At 75.1% G+C, this 21112-nt stretch carries 7 protein-coding genes; all 7 read right to left on the bottom strand.

What is annotated here, in order from left to right; genetic code table 11:
- Positions 1 to 14: 14 nt before the first annotated feature.
- From FHX32_RS32990 to FHX32_RS32960, 7 genes are read right to left on the bottom strand one after another with little or no spacing between them, the layout of a single operon-like run.
- Positions 15 to 5525, bottom strand: coding sequence for a non-ribosomal peptide synthetase/MFS transporter (locus FHX32_RS32990; RefSeq protein WP_167191884.1), 5511 nt, complete (start codon positions 5523 to 5525; stop codon positions 15 to 17).
- Positions 5522 to 8638, bottom strand: coding sequence for a non-ribosomal peptide synthetase (locus FHX32_RS32985; RefSeq protein WP_167191882.1), 3117 nt, complete (start codon positions 8636 to 8638; stop codon positions 5522 to 5524). Before FHX32_RS32985 ends, FHX32_RS32990 begins: the two co-directional genes overlap by 4 nt.
- Positions 8635 to 8823, bottom strand: a complete 189-nt coding sequence (locus tag FHX32_RS32980) for an MbtH family NRPS accessory protein (protein WP_167191880.1) — start codon at positions 8821 to 8823, stop codon at positions 8635 to 8637. Before FHX32_RS32980 ends, FHX32_RS32985 begins: the two co-directional genes overlap by 4 nt.
- Entirely contained in the window at positions 8823 to 9776 is a 954-nt protein-coding gene (locus FHX32_RS32975; protein ID WP_167191870.1) for a TauD/TfdA family dioxygenase, read from the bottom strand. The genes FHX32_RS32980 and FHX32_RS32975 overlap by 1 nt, the downstream gene beginning before the upstream one ends.
- Positions 9777 to 9804: 28 nt before the next feature.
- Positions 9805 to 15279, bottom strand: a complete 5475-nt coding sequence (locus tag FHX32_RS32970; RefSeq protein ID WP_167191867.1) for a type I polyketide synthase — start codon at positions 15277 to 15279, stop codon at positions 9805 to 9807.
- A gap of 14 nt (positions 15280 to 15293) precedes the next feature.
- On the bottom strand, positions 15294 to 18803 hold the full coding sequence (locus tag FHX32_RS32965) for a non-ribosomal peptide synthetase (protein ID WP_167191865.1): 3510 nt from the start codon (positions 18801 to 18803) through the stop codon (positions 15294 to 15296).
- A complete protein-coding gene (locus FHX32_RS32960) occupies positions 18800 to 21103 on the bottom strand; it encodes a lantibiotic dehydratase (RefSeq protein ID WP_167191863.1) in 2304 nt (767 codons plus the stop codon). The genes FHX32_RS32965 and FHX32_RS32960 overlap by 4 nt, the downstream gene beginning before the upstream one ends.
- Between the last annotated feature and the right edge of the window lie 9 nt (positions 21104 to 21112).

Here is a 21112-nt window from a genome sequence, read left to right as displayed (position 1 = left end):
CCCCCCGGGAACACTCACACCCCTGCCAGCACCTTCTCCTCCGCGCGCTCGGCGGCGCGGGCGGCGAGCCGCCGTTCCCGCTCCTGCGCGCCGATCAGGTCGTCCGGCAGCGAGTCGGGCACCTCGACGTCGAACCGGCGCAGCAGCCGGATCGCGAACCCGCCGAGGGTGACCAGCACCAGCGCCGCGCCGAAGCAGACGTACGCGAAACCGATGCCGCGGCCCTCGCCGGTGCCGATCACCGCGCCCACCGAACCGGCCAGTGCCCCGCCCGGGGCGAGCATCGGCTCGAACAGCGCGGTGGCCCCCGGCGCGAGCAGCGCGAAGCCGATCGGCAGGGTCGACCAGGAGATGGTCTGGTTCAGGCTGAACACCCGGCCGTGGAACCGCTGCGGCACCTTGACCTGCACGATGGTGGCGTAGATGGACTGCGCGGTGGTCATCGCCATGGCCAGCCAGAACGCGCCCACGCAGATCATCGCCACCGAGGCGTCCAGGCCGATCAGCACGCAGCCGACAGCGGTGCCCAGGTTGCCGATCAGCACGCCGATCATCCGCCGGTGCCGGGGCCCGCCCCAGATCGACATGAGCACGCCGCCGGCCACCGCGCCGCACGCCTCGGCCAGCGCCACCTGGGCCACCTGCGTCGCGGTGCCGAAGGAGAGCACCAGCGGCGTGGTGAGCACCAGCGCGGGCGCCAGGAAGATGTTGCCCACCGCGAAGTAGCCGAGCATCAACCGGAAGCCGCGGTGCTGCCAGGAGTAGCGCAGCCCGTTGGCGATCGCCACCAGCAGCCGCTCCTTGGGCCGCCACCCGAGCAGGTCCGGGAAGCGGACCACCGCCAACGTCAGCACCGCCACCAGGTAGCTCGCGACGTCGATCAGCAGGATGCCCTTGAGCTCGATGGCGGCGAGCAGCCCGGCCGCGAAGACCGGCATCAGCAGCATCGCGAAGCCGTTGGAGAGCTGGGTGATGCCCATCGCGTGGCCGAGGTAGCGCTTCGGCACCAGCTGTGGCACCGCCGACTGGAACGCGATGCGTTGGAACGATCCGGCGACCTGGCTCAACGCGACCAGGCCGTAGATGTGCCAGAGGGCCAGATTGTCGGTCCACAGCAGCGCAGCCAGGACGACCTGCACCGAGCCGGCACTGCTGCTGGCGATCATCATGATCTTCCGGCGGCTGACCCGGTCGGTGATCGCCCCGGCGACCGGCAGCATCAGCACACCGCAGATCAGCGCGAGCGCCCAGAGCAGCCCCAGGTTGGCCACCGACCCGGTCTGGGTGAACAGCCAGATCGGCAGGGCGAACGCGGTGAGCGCCGACCCGGTGGTGGAGACCAGCTGCCCGATGGTGATCGCGACGAACCGGGCCATCGACGGCTTGACCGTCGTCCCCGCCGGCCGGTCGGTCACGCCGACCCGCTGGTGGGCCGCCAGCACCCAGCCGGCGTCCTCGCCCCGCGCCTGCGGGCCGAGGTCCGCGACGTCGCCGGCCGCGACGGCCCGGTGGGTGCGGGTGACGATCTCGGCCAGCTCGTCGGCGCGGTACTTCAGGAAGAAGTGCCCGGCCTGGTCGAGCACCACCAGCGCCAGGGTGTCGCTGAGGAACTGCCACTCGGCGTACCGCTCGGTGTGGTAGTCGGTGACCGGATCCTCCGAGCCCACCACCGAGATAATCGGGGCACGCAGCTTCGCCGCCCCCCGGTCCAGCAGCCCGGTGAAGTACTCCTCCGACGCCCGGGAGTCGGCCCGCATGTTGCTGATGATCCGGTCGGCCTGCTCCGGATCCAGCTCGTCGGTGTCCACGCCCATGGACTTCAGCCAGCTGGCGTAGTGCCGGTTGCTGCGCAGCCGCTCCAGCCGGTTGCGCAGCGCGGCGAACGCCCCCTTGGGCCGGGCGAACGGGAACATGGCGCCGATGTAGAGCGCCTCCAGTTCCCGCCCGGCCGCCTCCACCTTGCGGGCCACCTCGGCGACGATCGCGCTGCCCACGCCGCAGTGGCCGTAGAGGGCGATCGGCCCCTCGATCCGCTCCAGGATCTCCTCGGCGACCCGGGTGGTCAGCTCGTCGAACGGCAACGCGTCCTCGCTGAGCCCGACGTCGTGGCCGGGGATGGCCAGCGACCAGAGCGCGTGCCCGGCGGGCAGCGCGTCGGCGAGCGGCTGGTAGACGATCGCGCTGCCGCCGCCGTACGGGACGCAGACGTAGGTGAGCACCCGCTGGGCGGCCGGGATGGGCCTGGTCAGCTCGTAGAGCAGCCGGCGCGGGCCCTCCGCCTCGCCGGTGCCGGACATGAACGCGGCCAGCTCGCGGATGGTCCGCTGCTGGAACAGGTCCATCACGCCGACCGGCCGGCCGCCGTGCTCCGCCTTGCGGATCTTGGCGACCACCTGGGTGGCGAGCATCGAGTGCCCGCCGAGGTCGAAGAAATCGTCGTCGATGCCGAGCGTGTCGACGCCGAGCACCTCCGACCAGATGCCGGCCAGCAGCCGTTCGGTGTCGTCGCGCGGCTCGACCAGCGCGACGGACGCCTCCCGGGTGACCACCGGCGCGGGCAGCGCCCGGCGGTCCAGCTTGCCGTTCGGGCTCAACGGCAGCGCGTCCAGGGTGACGAACGCGTTCGGCACCATGTACTCGGGCAGGGTCTCCTTCAACGCCGCCTTCAACGCCGCGTGCTCGGCAGCACCAACCAGGTACGCGGTCAGCCGCTTGTCGCCCGGGCTGTCCTCGCGGACGATCACCGCCGCCTCGGTCACCCCCGGCTGCTCGCGCAACGCGCTCTCGATCTCGCCCAGCTCGATCCGCAGGCCGCGCAGCTTGACCTGGTGGTCGATCCGGCCGAGGAACTCGATGACGCCGAGATGGTCCGCGCCGGGCGCGGTGCGCCAGCGGGCCAGGTCGCCGGTGCGGTACAGCCGGGCGCCCGGCTCGCCGGAGAACGGGTCCGGCACGAACCGCTCGGCGGTGAGCGCCGGCCGGCGGTGGTAGCCGCGGGCCAGCCCCACCCCGCCGATGTGCAGCTCGCCGGCCACCCCCACCGGGCACTCGTTGCCGGCCGGGTCGAGCACGTGCAGCCGCAGGTTGGCGATGGGCGCGCCGATCGGCACGCTGGTCAGGCCGGCCAGCAGCGCCGGGTCGCAGTGCCAGGAGCTGACGTCGATGGCCGCCTCGGTGGGGCCGTACAGGTTGTGCAGCCCGCACCACGGCAGCCGGGCGGTGAAGTCCACCGCCGAGGCCAGCGGCAGCTCCTCACCGGAGCAGATCACCCGGCGCAGCGCCGTCGCCGCCTCGACGCCGTCCTCGGCGAGGAAGACGGTCAGCATCGACGGCACGAAGTGGGCGGTGGTGACCCGCTCGGCGACCAGCAGGTCGCGCAGGTAGCCGGCGTCCTTGTGCCCGCCGGGCTTCGCCACCACCAGCCGGGCGCCCTCGCGCAGCGGCCAGAAGAACTCCCACACCGACACGTCGAAGCTGGCCGGGGTCTTCTGCAGCACCGCGTCGTCGGCGCCGAGCCGGTAGGTCGTCTGCATCCAGTCGAGCCGGTTGACGATGCCCCGGTGGGTGTTCGGCACCCCCTTGGGCCGGCCGGTGGAGCCGGAGGTGTAGATGACGTACGCCAGGTGCTCCGGGCCGGCCGCCGGCGCCGGGTCCACGGTCGGCTGGTCGGCCCAGACGCCCTCGTCGTCGAGGGCGAGCACGGTGGCGCCGGTGTCCGGCAGCACGTCGCGCAGGTGCCGCTGCACCAGCACCACCGGCGCGGCCGCGTCGGTGACCATGAACGCCAGCCGGTCGGCCGGGTACTCCGGGTCCAGCGGCAGGTAGGCGCCGCCGGCCTTCAGCACGCCGAGCAGCCCGGCGACCAGCTCGACCGACCGCTCGGCGCAGACGCCGACCAGGGTCTCCGGGCCCACCCCGGCCGCGCGCAGCCGGTGCGCGATCCGGTTCGCGGCGGCGTTCAGCTCGGCGTACGTGACCGAGCGGCCCTCGAAGGTGACCGCCACCGCGTCCGGGGTGGCGGCGGCCCGCTCCTCGATCGGCCCGTGCAGGGTCTGCTCGCGCGGGAAGTCGGCGGCGGTGTCGTTCCAGCTCGCCAGCAGCCGCCGCTCGGCCGGGGCGAGCAGGTCGAGCGCGGAGATCGGGGTGTCCGGCGCGGCGACCACCGCGTGCAGCAGCGCGGCGAGCCGCTCCGCCATCCGCTCGACGGTGGCCCGGGTGAACAGGTCGGTGTTGAAGACCAGCTTGGCGTAGAGCCCGTCGACGGTCTCCACCGCGTGCAGTTCGAAGTCGAACCGGGTGGCCCGCAGCTCCATCGGCTTCCAGTCGAACGTGACGTCACTGGCGTCGGAGACCTCGTTGAACCGGCCGATCTCGTAGTTCTGCAGCACGAACATGGCCTGGAACACCGGCGAGCGGCTGACGTCCCGGGGCAGCCCCAGCTCGTGCACCACCTTCGCGAACGGCACCTCGGCGTGCTCCAGGCCGTCCAGCACGCTGCGCCGGGTGCGCTCCAGCAGCTCGGCGAAGGTCGGGTCGCCGGTCAGCTCGGCCCGCAGCGGCACCATGTTGATGAACATGCCGACGACGTCTTCCAGCTCCGGCACCGACCGGCCGGCGACCGAAGCCCCGACGGCGAAGTCCTCCTGACCGGCGTGCCGAGCCAGGAACACCTGGTACGCGGCGAGCAGCGTCATGAACAGGGTGCCGCCGTACGAGCGGGTCAGCGCGAGCAGTCCGTCCGCGGCGGCCCGGTCCAGCCGCAGCTCCACGAAGTCGCCGGTGTAGGTCTGGGTGGCCGGGCGCGGCAGGTCCAGCGGCAACTCCAGCGGCGTGATGCCGGCCAGCCGCTGCTTCCACCAGTCCAGGTGCCGGCGGGCCGCCGACCCCTCCAGCTCCCGCGCCTCCCAGTGGGCGAAGTCGCCGTACTGGATCGGCAGCGCCGGCAGCTCGCCGCCGCGGTAGAGGGTGATCAGGTCGCGCAGCAGCACGTCCACCGACCAGCCGTCGCCGACGATGTGGTGCTTGCTGAGGAACAGCACGTGCTGGTCGACGTTCAGCCGGATCAGCAGCGCCCGCAGCAGCGGCCCCTCGGCCAGGTCGAACGGCTCCGTCGCGGCCGCCTCCACCAGCGCCTGCGCGGCTGTTTCGTCCGGCGCGTCCACGATGGTCAGCGGCACCTCGACCGCGTCCTGCACCACCACGGTCGGCCGGCCATCGGCGTCGGCCGGAAACCGGGTGCGCAGCGACTCGTGCCGGCGGGTCAGCCCGGCCAGCGCGGCGCGCAGCGCCGCGACGTCGAGCGGCCCGCGCACCCGCAGCGGCACCGCGATGTGGTACGCCGCCTCGCCCGGAGCGAGCTGGTCCATGAACCAGACCCGCTCCTGGGCGTACGACAGCGGCACCTCGGCGTCCGGCGGACGCGGGCCGATCCGGGCCGCGGGCACGGCGGACTGCCGCTTGCGCAGCCGCTGGGCGATCAACGCCTGGCGGGCCGCGTCCCGGGCCGGATCCTTCAGGTCGGTCATCGGGGATTGTCCTTCTCCGCCGCGAGCAGCGCGGCGACCTCGGTTTCGGAGAGCTCGTCGAGTTCGGCGGCGATCCGCTGCTCGATCTGGGCGGCCAGGTCGGCCACCACCGGGGTGCTGAACAGCGCCCGCATCGGCAGGTCGACGTCCACCTCGGCCCGGATCCGGGCCATCGCCCGCATGCCGCGCAGCGAGTTGCCGCCCAGGGCGAAGAAGTCGTCCAGGGCACCGACCTTGTCCACCTGCAGGATCTCGGCGTACACCTCGGCGACCAGCGCCTCGGCGTCGGTGCGCGGGGCGAGGAACCCGTCGGCGGCCGGCTCGGCGGCGGCCGGGGCGGGCAGCGCCGCGGTGTCCAGCTTGCCGTTCGGGGTCAGCGGCAGCGCGTCGAGCCGGACGAACGCCGACGGCACCAGGTGCGCCGGCAGGTCCCGGGCCAGGTCGGCGGCGAGGGCCGCCTCGTCGGCCGTGCCCACGAGGTAGCCGACCAGGGTCGGCTCCCCGGAGTCGGTACGGACCACGACCGCCGCCGCGGTCACGTCCGGCCGGGCCAGCAGCGCCGACTCGATCTCGCCCAGCTCGATCCGCATGCCCCGGACCTTGACCTGGTTGTCGCGGCGGCCGAGGTACTCCAGCGTGCCGTCGGGCCGCCAGCGGGCCAGGTCGCCGGTGCGGTACATCCGCTGCCCGGCCGGCCCGTACGGGCACGGCAGGAAGCGCTCGGCGGTGAGGCCGGGCCGGCGCAGGTAGCCCCGGGCCAGCTGGTCGCCGGCCACGTACAGCTCACCGACCACCCCCGGCGGGACCGGGTTGAGCGCCCCGTCGAGCAGGTACGCCCGCGTGTTCCAGGTGGGCCGGCCGATCGGCACCGCGCCGGCGGGCAGTTCCCCGCCCGGCGCGATCCGGGCGGCCACGCAGCCGACGGTCGCCTCGGTCGGGCCGTATTCGTTGATCATCGCGACGTCGCCGTGGGCGGCCCGCCAGCCGGCGAGCTGCTCACCGGTGAGCGCCTCGCCGCCGATCACCAGGTCGGTGGTGGGCGACAGCTCGGCGTCGAGCAGCGGCAGGTGGCTGGGGGTGACCTTGAGGAAGGTCGGCCGGCCGCCGGCCCGCGCGCCGGGCTCGTCGATCGCCGCGAGCCGGACCGCGCCGCCGGCGGTGAGCGGGCCGAGCAGCCCGGTGACGGTCAGGTCGAACGAGACCGGCGAGTGCAGCAGCGCGGTGCCGGCCAGCCCCGGGTAGGTGTCCCGGGCCCAGGCGAGGTACGCGGTCACCGCCCGGTGCTCCACCACCACGCCCTTCGGCCGGCCGGTGGAGCCGGAGGTGTAGAGCACGTACGCCGGGTGCTCCACGCGCAGCGGGGCGACGCGGTCGGCGTCGGTCAGGTCGTCGCCGTCGCCGTCGAGCGGGCCGTCGAGCACCAGCGCGCCGGCCGGCACCAGCGCGGCGGTCTCCGGGGTGGCCAGCACCAGCGCCGGCTCGGCGTCGGCGAGCAGGTAGGCGATCCGGCCGGCCGGGTAGCCGGTGTCCACCGGCACGTACGCGGCGCCGGACTTGAGCACCGCGAGGATGGCGACCACCAGCTCCACCGAGCGGGGCAGCGCCAGCGCGACCCGGGTCTCCGGGCCGGCGCCGCGGGCCACCAGCAACCGGGCCAGCCGGTTGGCGTCGGCGTTCAACCGGGCGTAGGTCAGTTCGGCGCCGTCGCGGACCAGGGCGGGCGCGTCCGGGGTGGCCGCCACCTGCCGCTCGAACTCCGCCACCAGGGTGCTCGGCGGCACGTCGCGGGCGGTGTCGTTCCAGGTGGACAGCACCAGGTCCCGCTCGGCGTCGGTGAGCAGCGGCAGCGCCGACACCCGCTGCGCCGGGTCGGCGACGGCGGCGGTGAGCAGCCGCACGTACCGGGCGACGACCGTCTCGGCGGTGGCCCGGTCGAACAACGCAGTCCGGTACAGCAGCCGGCTGGTGCCGGTGGTGATGTCGAAGGCCAGGTCGTCCTTGGTGGTGCCGAGCGGCGCCGGGTCGAGGCCGGAGTCCGGGATGTAGTTCAGCGCGGTCTGGAAGACCGGCTGCACCGACGGGTCCCGCTGCGGGTCGATCGCCTCGACGATCCGCTGGAACGGGGTGCCGCCCTGCTCCATCGCGTCGACCAGCCGGTCGCGGACCCGGACCAGCAGCTCGGCGAAGGTCGGGTCACCGGCCAGGTCGCAGCGCAGCGCCACCGGGTTGACGAACATGCCGATCAGCCGGGCCAGCTCCGGGTTGTCCCGGCCGGCGGTGGAGACGCCCACCACCACGTCCTCGTCGCCGGAGATCCGGGACAGCAGCGCGGTGAACGCGGCCAGCAGCACCATGTACGGGGTGGCCGCCGAGCCGGCGGCGAGCTGGCCGGCCCGGTCCAGCAGCCCGGCGGGCAGGTCGAAACGCACCTCGTCGCCGGCGAACCCCAGCTGCGCCGGGCGGGGCCGGTCCAGCGGCAGGGCGGTCACCGCCGGCGCGCCGGCCAGCTGCTCGCGCCAGAAGTCCAGCTGCCGGTCCAGCTCCGGGCCGGCGAGCTGGTCGCGCTGCCAGACCGCGTAGTCCGCGTACTGGATGGGCAGCTCGGGCACGTCGGCGGGCGCGCCGGTCAGCGCCGCCCGGCTGAACGCGGCCAGTTCCTCGGTGAACAGCACCGCCGAGTGGCTGTCGAACACCGCGTGGTGCACCACGAACAGCAGCGCGAGCTGGTCGTCGGTGAGCCGGAGCAGCCGCGCCCGCCACAGCGGCGGCGCGTCCAGCGGGATCGGGGTGCGGGCCAGCCCGGTCAGCAGGTCGTGGGCGTGTCGCTCGCGCTCCGCCGCCGGCAGGTGCCGCAGGTCGGTCTCGGGCAGGTCGACCGGCTCCGCGGCGCGGACCACCTGGACCAGGTCACCGTCCTGCGTGCGCAGGTGGGTGCGGAGCGACTCGTGCCGGGCGACGATCTGCCCGAGCACCGCGTTGGCCTGCTCCCGGGTGAGGCCGGCCGGGAACCGGCACGGGCTGGACACGTTGTAGACCGGCGAGCCGGCGTCGAGCTGGTTGGCCAGCCACACCCGCTCCTGGGCGAAAGAGGCCGGGAAGGTCCACTCGCTCATGACGCGGCCTCGCGGACCGAGCGCGGACGCATGTCCGTCCAGACGGTGTCGATGTGCGCCAGGCACTCCTCCCGGGTGCCGGCGAAACCGGCCTCGTACCACCCAGCGGGGAGGTCGCGCTCGGCCGACCAGATCGAGTACTGCTCCTCGTCGTTGCGGACGACCAGGAATCGGGTTTCGGCCATCACTTCGCTCCGTTGCTCTCGGGGGTGTGCGGTTCGGCCATCGCCACAGCAATCTTGCGGGGGCCGGTGAACGGCTCCCGCCCGTGCGCGGCGGTCATGTTGTCCACCACCAGCACGTCGTCGCGCTGGTAGTCGAAGCGGACGCTGGCCGCCCGGTACGCGGCCCGCAGGTGCTCCATCACGTCGGCGGGGATCTCCCCACCGTCGCCGTAGTAGGTGTTCGACGGCAGTTCGTCGGCGCCGAACATGGCCAGCAGCCCCTCCTGGTAGTCCTTCGGCAGGGTGCTGATGTGGAAGAAGGTGGCGTGGTTGAACCAGCGCGGGGTGTCCGAGCCGGGCCGGTGGTGCACCACGTCCCGCACCGCCCGGGTCCGCAGCCCGTCCTTGCCGCGCCACTCCAGCTCGATCCGGTTCGCCGCCGCGTACGCCTCGACCTCGGCCCGGTCGTCGGTGTTGAACACGTCCTGCCAGCGGGTGCCGAAGTCGGCGTGGAAGTTGCGCACCAGCATCCAGCGCCGGCGCACGAACTCCTCCCGCACCGCCGGGTCGATCTCGGCGTACACCCGGCGCACGTCGGCCAGCGGCGTCGCGCCCTGCGTCTGCGGCGGGGTGATGCAGTAGAAGAACAGGGTCAGCGGCCAGCGCGCCTGGTAGGAGTTCTCGTTGTGCAGGAAGATCTCCTCGTCCGGCGGATAGTCGGTCGAGGTGTAGACCCGGCCCTTGATGGCGTGCCGGGGTGAGGACCGTTCGGTGTAGACCAGCGGTTCGCCGGACAGCGCCCGGACCACCCGGTCGAAGCCGTCCACCCCGCCGACGTCGAAGCCGCGGAACAGCAGTCCGCCGTGCTCGGCCAGCGTCGCGCGCAGTTCCGCGCGGCGGGCGTCGATCAACTCGGTCAATTCCCGGCCGTCGTTCTCGACGACCACCGGCAGCGTGGCGATCGTGTCGTTCAATGCTCTGTCACTCCTGGTTTCTCGGTGCTCACGCGCGGGGCAGCCGCGGGATGGCGGGGATGGTGGCCGGGGTGGCCGGCTCGTCGGTGGCGGCGGCGGTGGCCCGCAGCTCCTCGATCCGGGCGGCGAGACCGGCGACGGTGGGCGTCTCGAAGAGGCTGCGCATCGGCAACCGCACCCCGGTCGCCTTGCGCATCGCCGCGATCAGCTGGACCGCGACCAGCGAGTTGCCGCCGAGGGCGAAGAAGTCGTCGTCGACGCCGATCTCCGGCACGCCCAGCGCGTCCCGCCAGACCCCGGCGATGGTGACCTCCAGTTCGGTGCTCGGCGCGGCCGAGCCGCCCCCGGTCGCGGCCGGCGTGGCGGCCGGCGTCTCCGGCTCGTTCTCCAGGCTCCCGGTGGTCACCCGGCCCGCCCGGTCGCGGATGTCCGCCACCGTCCGGGTGGCGATCACCACCTGGGCGCCCAGCCCGGCGGTGAGGCTGCGCCGGAACGCCTCCGCGCCGTCCACCGGCCGGATGTCCTCGGTCGGCCCGGCCGGCACCGGCTCGGCGGCCGCCGCCGGCGCGGCGGCGGCCAGCCCGCCGGTGACCGCGCCCTGGTCGACCCGGCGCAGCACGAAGTCGCTGATCGCGACGAGTTCCCGGCCGGCCGGGTCGAGCAGGGTCAGGTCGGCGGCGACCACCTCGTCGGTGGCGCTGTCCCGGTGCCGCAGGTGGCTGTGGAACTCGGCCGGCAGCGACCCGCGCACCACGATCCGCCCGTAGGACAGCGGCAGGTAGGTGCCCGCGCCCTGGCCCCGGCCGAACGCGGTCGCCACGTCGAGCAGCGCCGGGTGCAGCCCCCAGGCCGGCAGGTCACCGACAGCCTCGGCGGGGGCCGCGATCCGGGCCAGTTCCTGGCCGTCGCCGAGGTGGTGCTCGCGCAGCGCGGCCCAGCGCGGCCCGAAGGTCAGCATGCTGGTGCGGCCACGGCCGAACGACGCGTCGTCGTCCACCCGCCGGCCGGCCACGGCCGGCTCCCGCGCCGGCGGGGCCGGCTCCAGGGTCCAGCCCGCCGAACCGCGCACGTGGGTACGGGTCTGGCCGGCGGCGAGGCTGCGCACCGCAAAGTCGGCGCCGTCCTCGCTCGGGGTCAGTTCCACCCGGTACTGGGCGACGGTGCCGTCCGGCACCGAGAACGGCTCCAGGAACACCACGTCGCGCAGTTCCACGCAGGCGCCCTCGGCGGGGGCGGGCAGCGCGGCGGCCACCGCCGCGCGGACCGACTCCAGGTGGGCGGTGCCCGGCACCACCGGCACCCCGCCGATGCGGTGCTCGTCGAGCAGCCAGTGGGTGGCCGCGGAGACCAGGCCGTGCAGCACGGTGCCGTCGGGGCCGGTCACCTTGGTGGTGAGCACCGGGTGGTCGACCGGGGTGGTGACGGTGTCCCGCCCCGCGGCCCGGAACCCGGCCGGCGCGTTGGTCTCCACCGCCATGCCCACCTCGGCCCAGCCGCCCCAGTTCTGCGACACCACCGGCGCCCGCCAGCCCAGCCCGGAGCGGGCGTAGGCGTCCAGCGCGTTGTTGGCCGCGCAGTAGTCGACCTGGCCGAAGCCGCCGATCACCGCGGTGATCGACGAGCAGAGCACCACGAAGTCCAACGGCAGGTCGCCGAAGACCTGGGCCAGCGCGAGGGTGCCGGCGAGCTTGGGCGCCAGCACCCGTTCCGCCTCGGCCCGCTCCTTGATCTCGGCCATGCCGCCGCCGGGCAGGCCGGCCGCGTGCACGATGCCGTCGATCCCGCCGTACGCGGCCTCGGCCGCCGCGCGTACCCGGCGCAGGTCGGCCGGGTCGGTGACGTCGGCGGCGAGCACCAGCACCTCGGCCCCGGCCGCCTCCATCCGGCGGATCGCCGCGATCGCCCGGCCGGTGCGGTCCGCGCCGCCGTGCACGGTCAGGTGCGCGTCCCACTCCTCGCGGGCGGGCAGCCCGGATCGGGCCAGCAGCACCAGCTTCGCCCGGGCCCGCTGGGCGAAGTCCTCGGCCAGGGTGATGCCGATGCCGCCGAGGCCACCGGTGATGACGTACCGGCCGCCCTCGCGCAGCGCCCCCGGCTCGCCCTCGGCGTCCACGGTGACCTGCTCGTAGCCGGTCACCCAGCGGCGGCCGCCGCGCAGCGCCACCTCGGGCCGCTCCGGGTCGACCGGCCGGCGCAGCTCGGCCAGCAGCGCCCGTCCGCCGTCGTCGGCCGGGTCGGCGTCGACCAGCCGGACGGTCAGCCCGGGCAGCTCGACCGGGAGCACCCGGGCCAGCCCGGTCAGCGTGGCGTGCTCCGGCCGGCGCAGGTCGGTGCCGCTGACGTCGCCGATGCCGCTGGTCACCAGGTCGAGCGTGAGGGCGCCCTCGGCGCCGGTCAGGCCGGCGCCGGCCAGCGCCTGTACCAGGTGCAGCGCGCTGAAGAAGCCGCGGTCCTGGGCCGCCCAGGTGGCCGCGATGTCGGTGCCGGCCGGTTCGCCGTCGAGGGCGAACGCGTGCACCAGCCGGACCGGCACGCCGTCGGCGGCCAGCGCGGCCACCAGCGCGTCGTAGTCGTCCCGCACGCCGGGGCGCAGCCGCCAGCCGTCCCCGTCGGCGGCGAAGGCGTCGCCGGGGCGTACCGTCAGCGGCTGCTCCCCCGCGGCCCGCAGCGCCGCGACCAGCGCGTCGCCGCGCGGGCCGGCGACCAGGACCAGGCAGCGGCCCAGCCGCTCGGTGCGCGGCTCCGGCGCGGCCTGCCGCCACACCGGCACCGCGAACCACTCCGGCAACGGCCGTGGGCCGATCTCGGCCGGCGCCGCGGCGACCTGCTCCACCGGGTCCGGGTCGACCCAGTAGCGGCGGCGCTCGAACGGGTACGTCGGCAGCGGCACCCGCCGGGCGTCCGGGTCGGAGCCCAGCCGCACCGGGGTGCCCTGGCACCAGAGCGCGGCGGCGACGCCGAGCAGAGTGGCCAGGTCGCCGGTCGCGTCGCCCGGGCCGGGCAGGCTGCCCAGCGGGGTGAGCTTGCGCTGCGCCTCGGCCGCCTTGGCCACCTGCATCCGGGCCAGGTTGGCCAGCTGCCTGCCGGGGCCGCACTCGACCAGCTGCCAGGTGCCCTCGCCGAGCAGGGTGGCCACGCAGGCCCCGAAGCGCACCGGCTGGCGCAGGTGCGCCGCCCAGTACGCCGGGTCGGTGGCCTGCTGCTCGGTGATCCAGGTGCCGGTGACGTTGGACAGGAACGGGATCGCCGGCGCGCGCAGCGGCACCCCGGCCATCAGCGCGGTGAACTCGGCGAGGATCGGCTCCATCATCGGCGAGTGGAAGGCGTGCGACGTGCGCAGCGGCTTGGCCTTGCCCTTGAGCGTCTCGGCGAACGCGGCGACCGCCTCGGCGGGGCCGGCCACCACGCAGGTGCCGGGGCCGTTGACGGTGGCCACGGCCAGCCCGTCGGGGAGCCGCTCGGCGACCACCGACTCGTCCAGTGCGACGGCCAGCATCGCCCCCGGCGGCATGGACTGCATCAGCCGGCCCCGGGCGGCGACCACCCGCAGCGCGTCCGGCAGGCTCAGCACGCCGGCCACGGTGGCGGCGACGTACTCGCCGATCGAGTGCCCGATCATCGCGGCCGGCCGCACCCCGGCGGACTGCCAGAGCGTGGCCAGGGCGTACTCGACGACGAACAGGGCGGGCTGGGTGTAGCGGGTCTCGGTCAGCTTCTCCTGGGCCTGCGGGTCGCGGCCGAGGATCAGGTCGCGGATGTCCAGCCCCAGCTCGGGGCGGAGCAGCTCGGCGCAGGAGTCCACGGTGGCCCGGTAGCCGGGCTCCTCGGCGTAGAGCTGCGCGCCCATGCCGGCGTACTGGGCGCCCTGGCCGGAGAAGAGGAAGGCCGGCCGGGGCGCCGGGCCCTCGGCCACCCCGACCTGCCGTCGGCGCGGGGTGTTCAACGCGGTCACCGCGTCGGCCAGGTCGGTGGCCACCACGGCGACCCGGTGCGGGTACTCCTGGCGGCCGACCCGCAGCGTGTGCGCCACGTCGGCGAGGTGCTCCGGCCCCCGGTCGGCGGCGGACTCCAGGTGCTCGGCGAGTCGCCGTACGGCGGAGTCCAGCGCGGTGGGGGTCTTCGCCGACAGGTGCAGCAGCTGCGCCGGGCGGACCCGTCGGGACGGGCGGTGTGCCGCCGGGGCCTCCTCCAGCACCACGTGGGCGTTGGTGCCGCCGATGCCGAACGAGCTGACCCCGGCCCGCCGGGGTACGCCGTCGGTGTCCCACTTGGTCAGCGTGTTGGTCACGTAGAACGGGGTGTCGGCGAACTCGATGGCCGGGTTCGGCGTCTCGTAGTTGATGGTCGGCGGGATCAGCCCGTGCTCCATCGCCAGCACCGTCTTGATCACGCTGACGATGCCGGAGGGCTGACTCAGGTGGCCGATGTTGGACTTCACCGAGCCGATGCCGCACCAGCCCCGGTCGTCGGTGTCCTTGGTGTAGACGGCGGAGAGCGCGGCCACCTCGATCGGGTCACCCATCGCGGTGCCGGTGCCGTGCGCCTCGACGTAGCTGATGGTCCGCGGGTCGACGTCGGCCATCGCGACCGCCTGGGCGATCGCCTCCATCTGCCCGTCCAGGCTGGGGGCGGTGAAGCCGACCTTGCCGGCGCCGTCGTTGTTGATCGCGTTGCCGAGCACCACTGCGCGGATCGTGTCGCCGTCGGCGATCGCGTCGGAGAGGCGCTTGAGCAGGGTCACCCCGACGCCGCTGCCCCAGACGGTGCCGTTGGCGCCGGCGTCGAACGGGCGGCACCGGCCGTCGGGCGAGGTGAAACCGTCCATGCCCAGGTAGCCGACGTGCGGCAGTTCGATGTTCGCCCCACCGGCCAGCGCCATGTCGCACTCGCCGTTGCGCAGCGCCTCACAGGCCAGGTGGAACGCGACCAGCGAGGTGGAGCAGGCGGTGTGCACGGTCAGGCTCGGCCCGCGCAGGTCCAGCCGGTACGACACGTTGGTGGCGATGTAGTTGGGCGAGTTGCTGGTGGCGATGGAGACCGCACCGTGCGGGCTGCCACCGACCCGCTTGTTCCGGTACACGTAGCGGTGCAGGTAGAGGTTGCCGCCGGTGCCGGCGTACACGCCGACCGACCCGTCGTAGCGACCCGGGTCGTAGCCGGCGTCCTGCAACGCCGTGTAGCAGGACTCCAGGAACAGCCGGTGCTGCGGGTCGGTGACCTCCGCCTCCCGGGCGGTCATGCCGAACAGCCCGGCGTCGAACTCGTCGTACCCGTCGACCAGCGGCGCGCGGTTGACCCAGCCCGGGTCGTCGACCTCCGCCTCGGTGGCGCCCCGGGCGAGCTGCTCCTCCCGGGTGAGTTCGGTGCTCGACTCGACCCCGTCGACCAGGTTGCGCCAGAACTCGTTCACGTCGGCCGCGCCGGGCAGGCGGGCGGCCATCCCGACGATGGCGATCGGTTCGATGCCGTCGTCGGGCAGGTCGGTTGCGGTCGGGTTGCTCATCAGGCTGTCCTTCGTCACGCGGTGCCGCCGGGGCGGCGGGGTGGGTTACGGCGGGTACGGCTGCGTCGGGCGGCGGCGCGCAGCGCGGCGCGGGCCAGTTCCGGCCGGTCGGCGGCGCCGTCGAGGCTGGCGGCGAGCGCCCGGATGGTGGGGTGGCGGAAGAGGTCGAGCATCTTGATCGAGCGGCCGGTGGCGGCGGTCAGCCGGGCGTGCACCGCGGCCAGGGCGAGCGAGTGCCCGCCGATGTCGAAGAAGTTGTCGGTGACCCCGACCTGGTCGCGTTCCAGCACCTCGCGCCAGATGCCGGCGATCAGCTCCTCGGTGTCCGTCAGGCCGTCCGGGCCGGCCGGCAGCACGCCGCGGGGCGGCTCGGCGGCCGCCACGCTCATCGCGCCGAGCTGGGGGGTGGCCACGGTCGGCCGGGGCAGTTCGGCGGCCACCCGGCCGGTGGCGGCGTCCGGCGTGGTGGCCAGCGCGCCGACCAGCGCCACCAGGTCGGCGAGCAGCGCTTCGACCCGTTCGGCGTCGAACAGGTCCGGGTTGTAGACCACCTCCACGCCCCAACGGCCGTCCCGCTCGACCACGTAGACGGTGATGTCGAACGGCGACCCCGGCTTCGGCACGGCGACCGGCTCGGCGGTCAGCCCGGCCAGCGCGAGCCGCGGCGCGGCGAAGTTGAGCACGTTGAACAGCACCTGCACCAGCGGGGCGCGGGCGGTGTCCCGGCCCACCCCGAGGGCCTCGACGATCTTCTCCAGCGGCGCCCCCGGGTGGGCGGTCGCCTCGTGCAGTTCGGTCGCGCACCGGTCGACCAACTCGGCGAAGCTGGCCGCGCCGCCGCGTACCCGCACCGGCACGGTGTCGATGAAGAAGCCGACCACGTCGTCGAAGGCGGCCAGCCGCCGGTCGGCGACGATCGCGCCGAGCACGTGGTCGTCGGCGCCGGTGAGCCGGCGCAGCAGTTCACCGAAGCCGGCCAGCAGCACCGCGGCGACGGTCGTGCCGCGCCGCTCGGCCAGCGCGCGCACGGCCCGGTCGGTGGCCTCGGGCAACCGCACGGCCGCCTCGGCCCCGGTGTAGGTCGCCACCGCCGGCCGGGGCCGGTCGCGGGGCAGTTCGAGGACGGTCGGCGCGTCCCGTAGGTGCTCGCGCCACCAGTCCAGGTCGGCCGCGCCGCGGTGCCGGTCCCGCTCGGCCCGCCACACCGCGTAGTCCGCGTACGTGGCGGCCAGCGCCGGCAACCGCGGCGTCCGCCCGGCGACGGCCTGGGCGTATGCCGCCGCGAGGTCGTCGTAGAGCAGCTTCTCCGACCAGCCGTCGAAGACCGCGTGGTGCAGGGTGATCGCCAGCACGTGCTCGTCCGCGCCGAGCCGGTAGACGGTCACCTGCCAGGGCGGCCCGGTGGCCAGATCGAAGGCGTGCGCCGCGCCGGCAGCCAGCATCCCGGCCAGCGCCGCCTCGGCGTCGGCCCCGCCGGTCAGGTCGACCACCGGGACGGCCACGTCGGTCGGCTCCTCGCGGACCGCGTACGGCACGCCGGCGGTCTGCGGGATCCGCCAGCGCAGCACGTCGTGCCGCTCGGCGACCGCGCGCAGCGCCGCGCCCAGGGCGGCGGTGTCCAGCGGGCCGCGCAGCCGGTGCGCCACGGCGATGTTGTACGGCGCGCTGGACGGGGCGAGCTGGTCGACGAACCAGAGCCGCCGCTGCGGCGGGGAGAGGGTGGGCGGGTTGCCGGTGGTCAGCCCGTCGCCGTCGGCGGGAGCGGCGGCGCGGACCCGCTCGACGAGCCCGGCCAGGGTCCGGCCGGTGAAGACGTCCCGGGCGTCGACCTGCCGGCCGAGTTCGGCGCGGAGCGCGGCCACCAGCCGCATGGCCGCGATCGAGTTGCCGCCGGCGGCGAGGAAGTCGCTGGTCGGGTCGGGCGCGGCACCGAGCAGCCGGCCCCAGATCCGGGCCACCGCCGCCGCCAGCGGTTCGTCGACCGGGGCCGGTGCGGTCGGCTCGGCCGGGCGGCCGGACGCGGCCAGCGCGCGCAGCGCCGCCCGGTCCAGCTTGCCGCTGGTCGGGCTGACCGGCAGCTCGGCCAGGCGCAGCACCCGGGCCGGCAGCATCGCGGCGGTTAGCCGGGGCCCGGCGTACGCCCGCAGCAGCTCGTCGTCGGGCGTGTCGGCGGGGGTGAGGAACGCGACCAGCTCGGTGCCGGCCGGGCCGGGCAGCGCCTCCACCGCCACCCGGTCCACCCCGGGCAGGTCGGCCAGCACCGCCTCCACCTCGCCCAGTTCGATTCGCTGGCCGCGCACCTTCACCTGCCGGTCGGCGCGGCCCAGGTAGACGATCCGCCCGTCCGGTTCCTGCCGGACCAGGTCGCCGGTGCGGTAGAGCCGCTCGCCGGGCAGGTCGGAGAACGGGTCGGGGACGAACCGCTCGGCGGTCAGCGCGGGCCGGTTGAGGTAGCCGTCGGCCAGTCCGGGGCCGCCGATCAGCAGCTCGCCGGTCTCCCCCGGCGGCACCGGGCGCAGCCGCTCGTCCACCACGTACGCCCGGTGGTTGGGCAGCGGCCGCCCGATCGGCACCGGGTCCCGTTCGGCGGCGGTCAGTTCGCCGCTGACCGCGAGCACGGTGGTCTCGGTGGGCCCGTAGCCGTTCAGGAAGAGCCGTCCGGGCGCCCAGCGGGCGGCCAGCTCGGCGGGCACCGCCTCCCCGCCGCAGAGCACCACCCGCCAGGCCGGCAGCTCGCCCGGGTCGAGCATGGACAGCACGGTCGGGGTGATGAACCCCCAGTTCACCTCGTGCGCGGCGATGAACCGGGCGAGCCGCACCGGGTCGGCCCGGTCATCGGCGCCGAGCAGCTGGACGGCGCCGCCGAGCAGCAGCGGCAGGAACAGGTCCATGGTGGCCGCGTCGAAGCCGAGCGAGGCGATGCCGAGGCTGCGCACCCCGGCGTCGGCGCCGGTCAGCGCGGCGCAGCCGGTGACGAACTCGACCACGTTGCGGTGGGTGGTGAGCACCCCCTTGGGGCGGCCGGTGGAGCCGGAGGTGAACAGCACGTACGCCGGGTCGCCGGGGCGCGCCGGGCAGGGTGCCAGCGGAGCGGCGCCGGGCAGGCCGACCGCCTCGACGCCGGGCACGTCGCCGAACTCCGCCTCGGCGGCGTCGCCGACCACCACGGTCACCCCGGCGTCGGCGGCGATCTCCCGCAGCCGGCGGCGCGGCCCGCCCGGCTCCAGCGGCACGTAGCAGCCGCCGGCGAGCAGCACCCCGACCACGGTGACCACCAGGTCGGGGGTACGGGCGCCGCAGACGCCGACCCGGGTCTGCCGGCCCACGCCGCGCTCGCGCAGCGCGGCCGCCACCCCGGCGGCCCGGGCCAGCAGCTCGGCGTAGCTGAGCCGGGTGTCCCACTGGCGCACCGCCACCGCGTCCGGCGTGCGGGCGGCCTGGGCGCTGATCAGCTCGGCCAGCGTCGCGTCCGGCCAGGGCAGGTCTTCCCCGTGCACGGCGCTGATGGACAGGATGTCGGTCACCCGTTCACTCCCCGGTGGCTAACTGGATCGGTGATCTGCATCCGCAGCTCGCTGACGTAGCCGCGGCCCCGCGCGTCGGTCACCCACGAGTCCGCCGGGTCCGGCAGCAGCTCGCTCACGGTGACCGTGACGGCCGGGCCGGTCTTCGCGGCGGCGTCGACCATGGCGCAGAGCGACTGGGCGTGCAGCGGGCCGGTGAGGTCGACATAGCAGGGCTTGACCTCGGTGCCGACCTTGACGAAGACCCGCTCGGGCAGCCCGAGGCGCGCCCGCCAGCGGCGGACCGCGAGGAACCGCTCGGCCTCGCCGGCGACCCCGGCCAGGCCGGTCTCCGCCACCGTGGTCCGCCAGGTACGCCGGGCCACGACCAGCCGGTCGATGGTGATCCGGGGCGTGTGCGCGGCCGGGGCGAGCAGCTTGAACGCGTCCAGCAGCAGCGCGCCGAGCAGGGTCGCGAAGATCTCCATCACCGGCCAGCGGGTCCCGTCGGGCAGCACCGCGACCCACCCGTCGTCGCCGGGCTCGACCAGCGCCTCGGTGGCCCGCACCAGCCGGTCGACGTCCGCACCGTGCGCGGTGTCGATGCCGAACTGCCGGTCGGCGGGCCCGTCCAGCGCGTACGTCATCCGGGTGCTGTGCCGCGGGAAGCTCTCCGGATAGAGCACCCGGGCCCGGGCCGGGCCGAGGTCGGCGTCGAGCGCCGCCCGCAGCGCCGCCCGGTCGGGGTGGAACGGGGTCAGCACCGCGCTGTCGAACGGGACGTACGCCGGGTGCAGCTCGCCGAGGACGAGCAGGAACTCGCCCCGGTCGACCGCGTCCGGGCCGGCGGCGCTGAGCTGCACGTCCGGGCTGTGGATCCGGGCGGACGGCCAGCCGGGCCGATCGGCGTCGAACAGGGCGCGGGCCCGCTCGGCCAGGTCGGCGCTGCGCAGCCGCAGCTCGGCCTGGCCGGGGGCGGCCGTGCCCAGGCCGACCAGCTCCGCCCAGCGGGCGGTCAGTTCGGCGCCGGCGCGGGCGATCGGACCGTCCGGGGCGAGCAGCAGTCCCTGCGCGAGGGCCCAGACGTCGGCCAGCCGCACCGGCCCGTCACCGCGCAGTTCCGCGTGCAGGTCGGCCACGATCCGCTCACCGGCCGCGCCGACCTCGGCGGTCAGCCAGCGGGCGGCGGTCAGCACGATCGCCAACGGTTCGGCCAACGCGTCCAGCACCCGGGAGCCGACCGTGAAGTCCAGGTCGCGGGCGGTCTCCTCGTAGAGCACCGTGCGGCCGACGTACATCTGGCCGGCCTGGCGGGTGGCGGGCCGGCCGGTGACGGCGGTGAACTCGGTGTTCAGCGCGGCGAGCGCGGCACCGAGCCGCTCCGGGTCCCCGGCGGCAGCGGCCACCGCGTCCCGCGCCGCGCGCAGCCGGTCGAACGCGGCGGCCACCTCGGCGCGGACCGGCGGGTCGCCGATCGCGGCGATCCGCTCGGCCAGCACGCGCTCGGCCGCGGGGCTGACCGGCAGGCCGGCGTCCCAGGTCAGCAGGCTCCGCTCGACCAGCCGGTCGAGCAGCAGGTAGCCGTCGTCCGGACTGCGCAGGTCCCCGTCGGCGCACAGCCGCCGCACCAGCTCGATCGCCGGGGTACGCCCGTCGCAGGCGGCCAGCAGCCGCGCCTGGACGGCGGACAGCTCGGTCGGCGGCAGCAGCGGCCGGGTGACCTGCCGGCCGGACAGGCTCAGGTGCGGCGGCAGGGCCGGTGCCCACCACCGGCGCACCGCCAGGTCGTCGGCGAGCCGGTCGGCGTACGCGATCAGCGCCCACGCTTCGAAGTGGACCTCACGCCGGGACACCAGCGCCGGGCCGGGCCGCAGCCGGGTGGTCGGCTGGTCGGGGTCGAGCCGCCCCCAGCAGACCGGCCCGAAGAAGCCGATCGTCTCGGCCTTGCCGCAGTAGCGCTGCCAGTAGCGCAGCAGGCTCAGCTCGCGCTTGCGGCGGCGGACGTTGCGCACCGCCGGGTCGGTACGCAGCAGGCCGTCCAGCGCGATCAGCATCTCCGGGTTCTGCCAGGTGACCGCCTCGCGCAGCAGCGGGTCGGCGGCGATCTCGCCGCACACCGCCGAGCTGTCGGCGAGCGTCGCCGTGAACGCCTTGTCGAACAGGTCGGCGGTGTCCTCGCCGGCCAGCAGGGCGTCGGCGGCGGCGGCGACCTCGGGGGCGGCGAAGGCGTCCAGCCCGGCGGCCGGGAAACCAGCGGTGCGCAGCACGACGTCGCGCCACACCGACCAGCCGGTGTCGCCGAGCGGAATCCGGTGCCTCATGACGGCACT

Source organism: Micromonospora sp. CNZ280 (genome assembly GCF_011759515.1).
The sequence above is the reverse complement of the archived record's forward strand: the minus strand, read 5'-3'. Positions and strand labels throughout refer to the sequence as shown.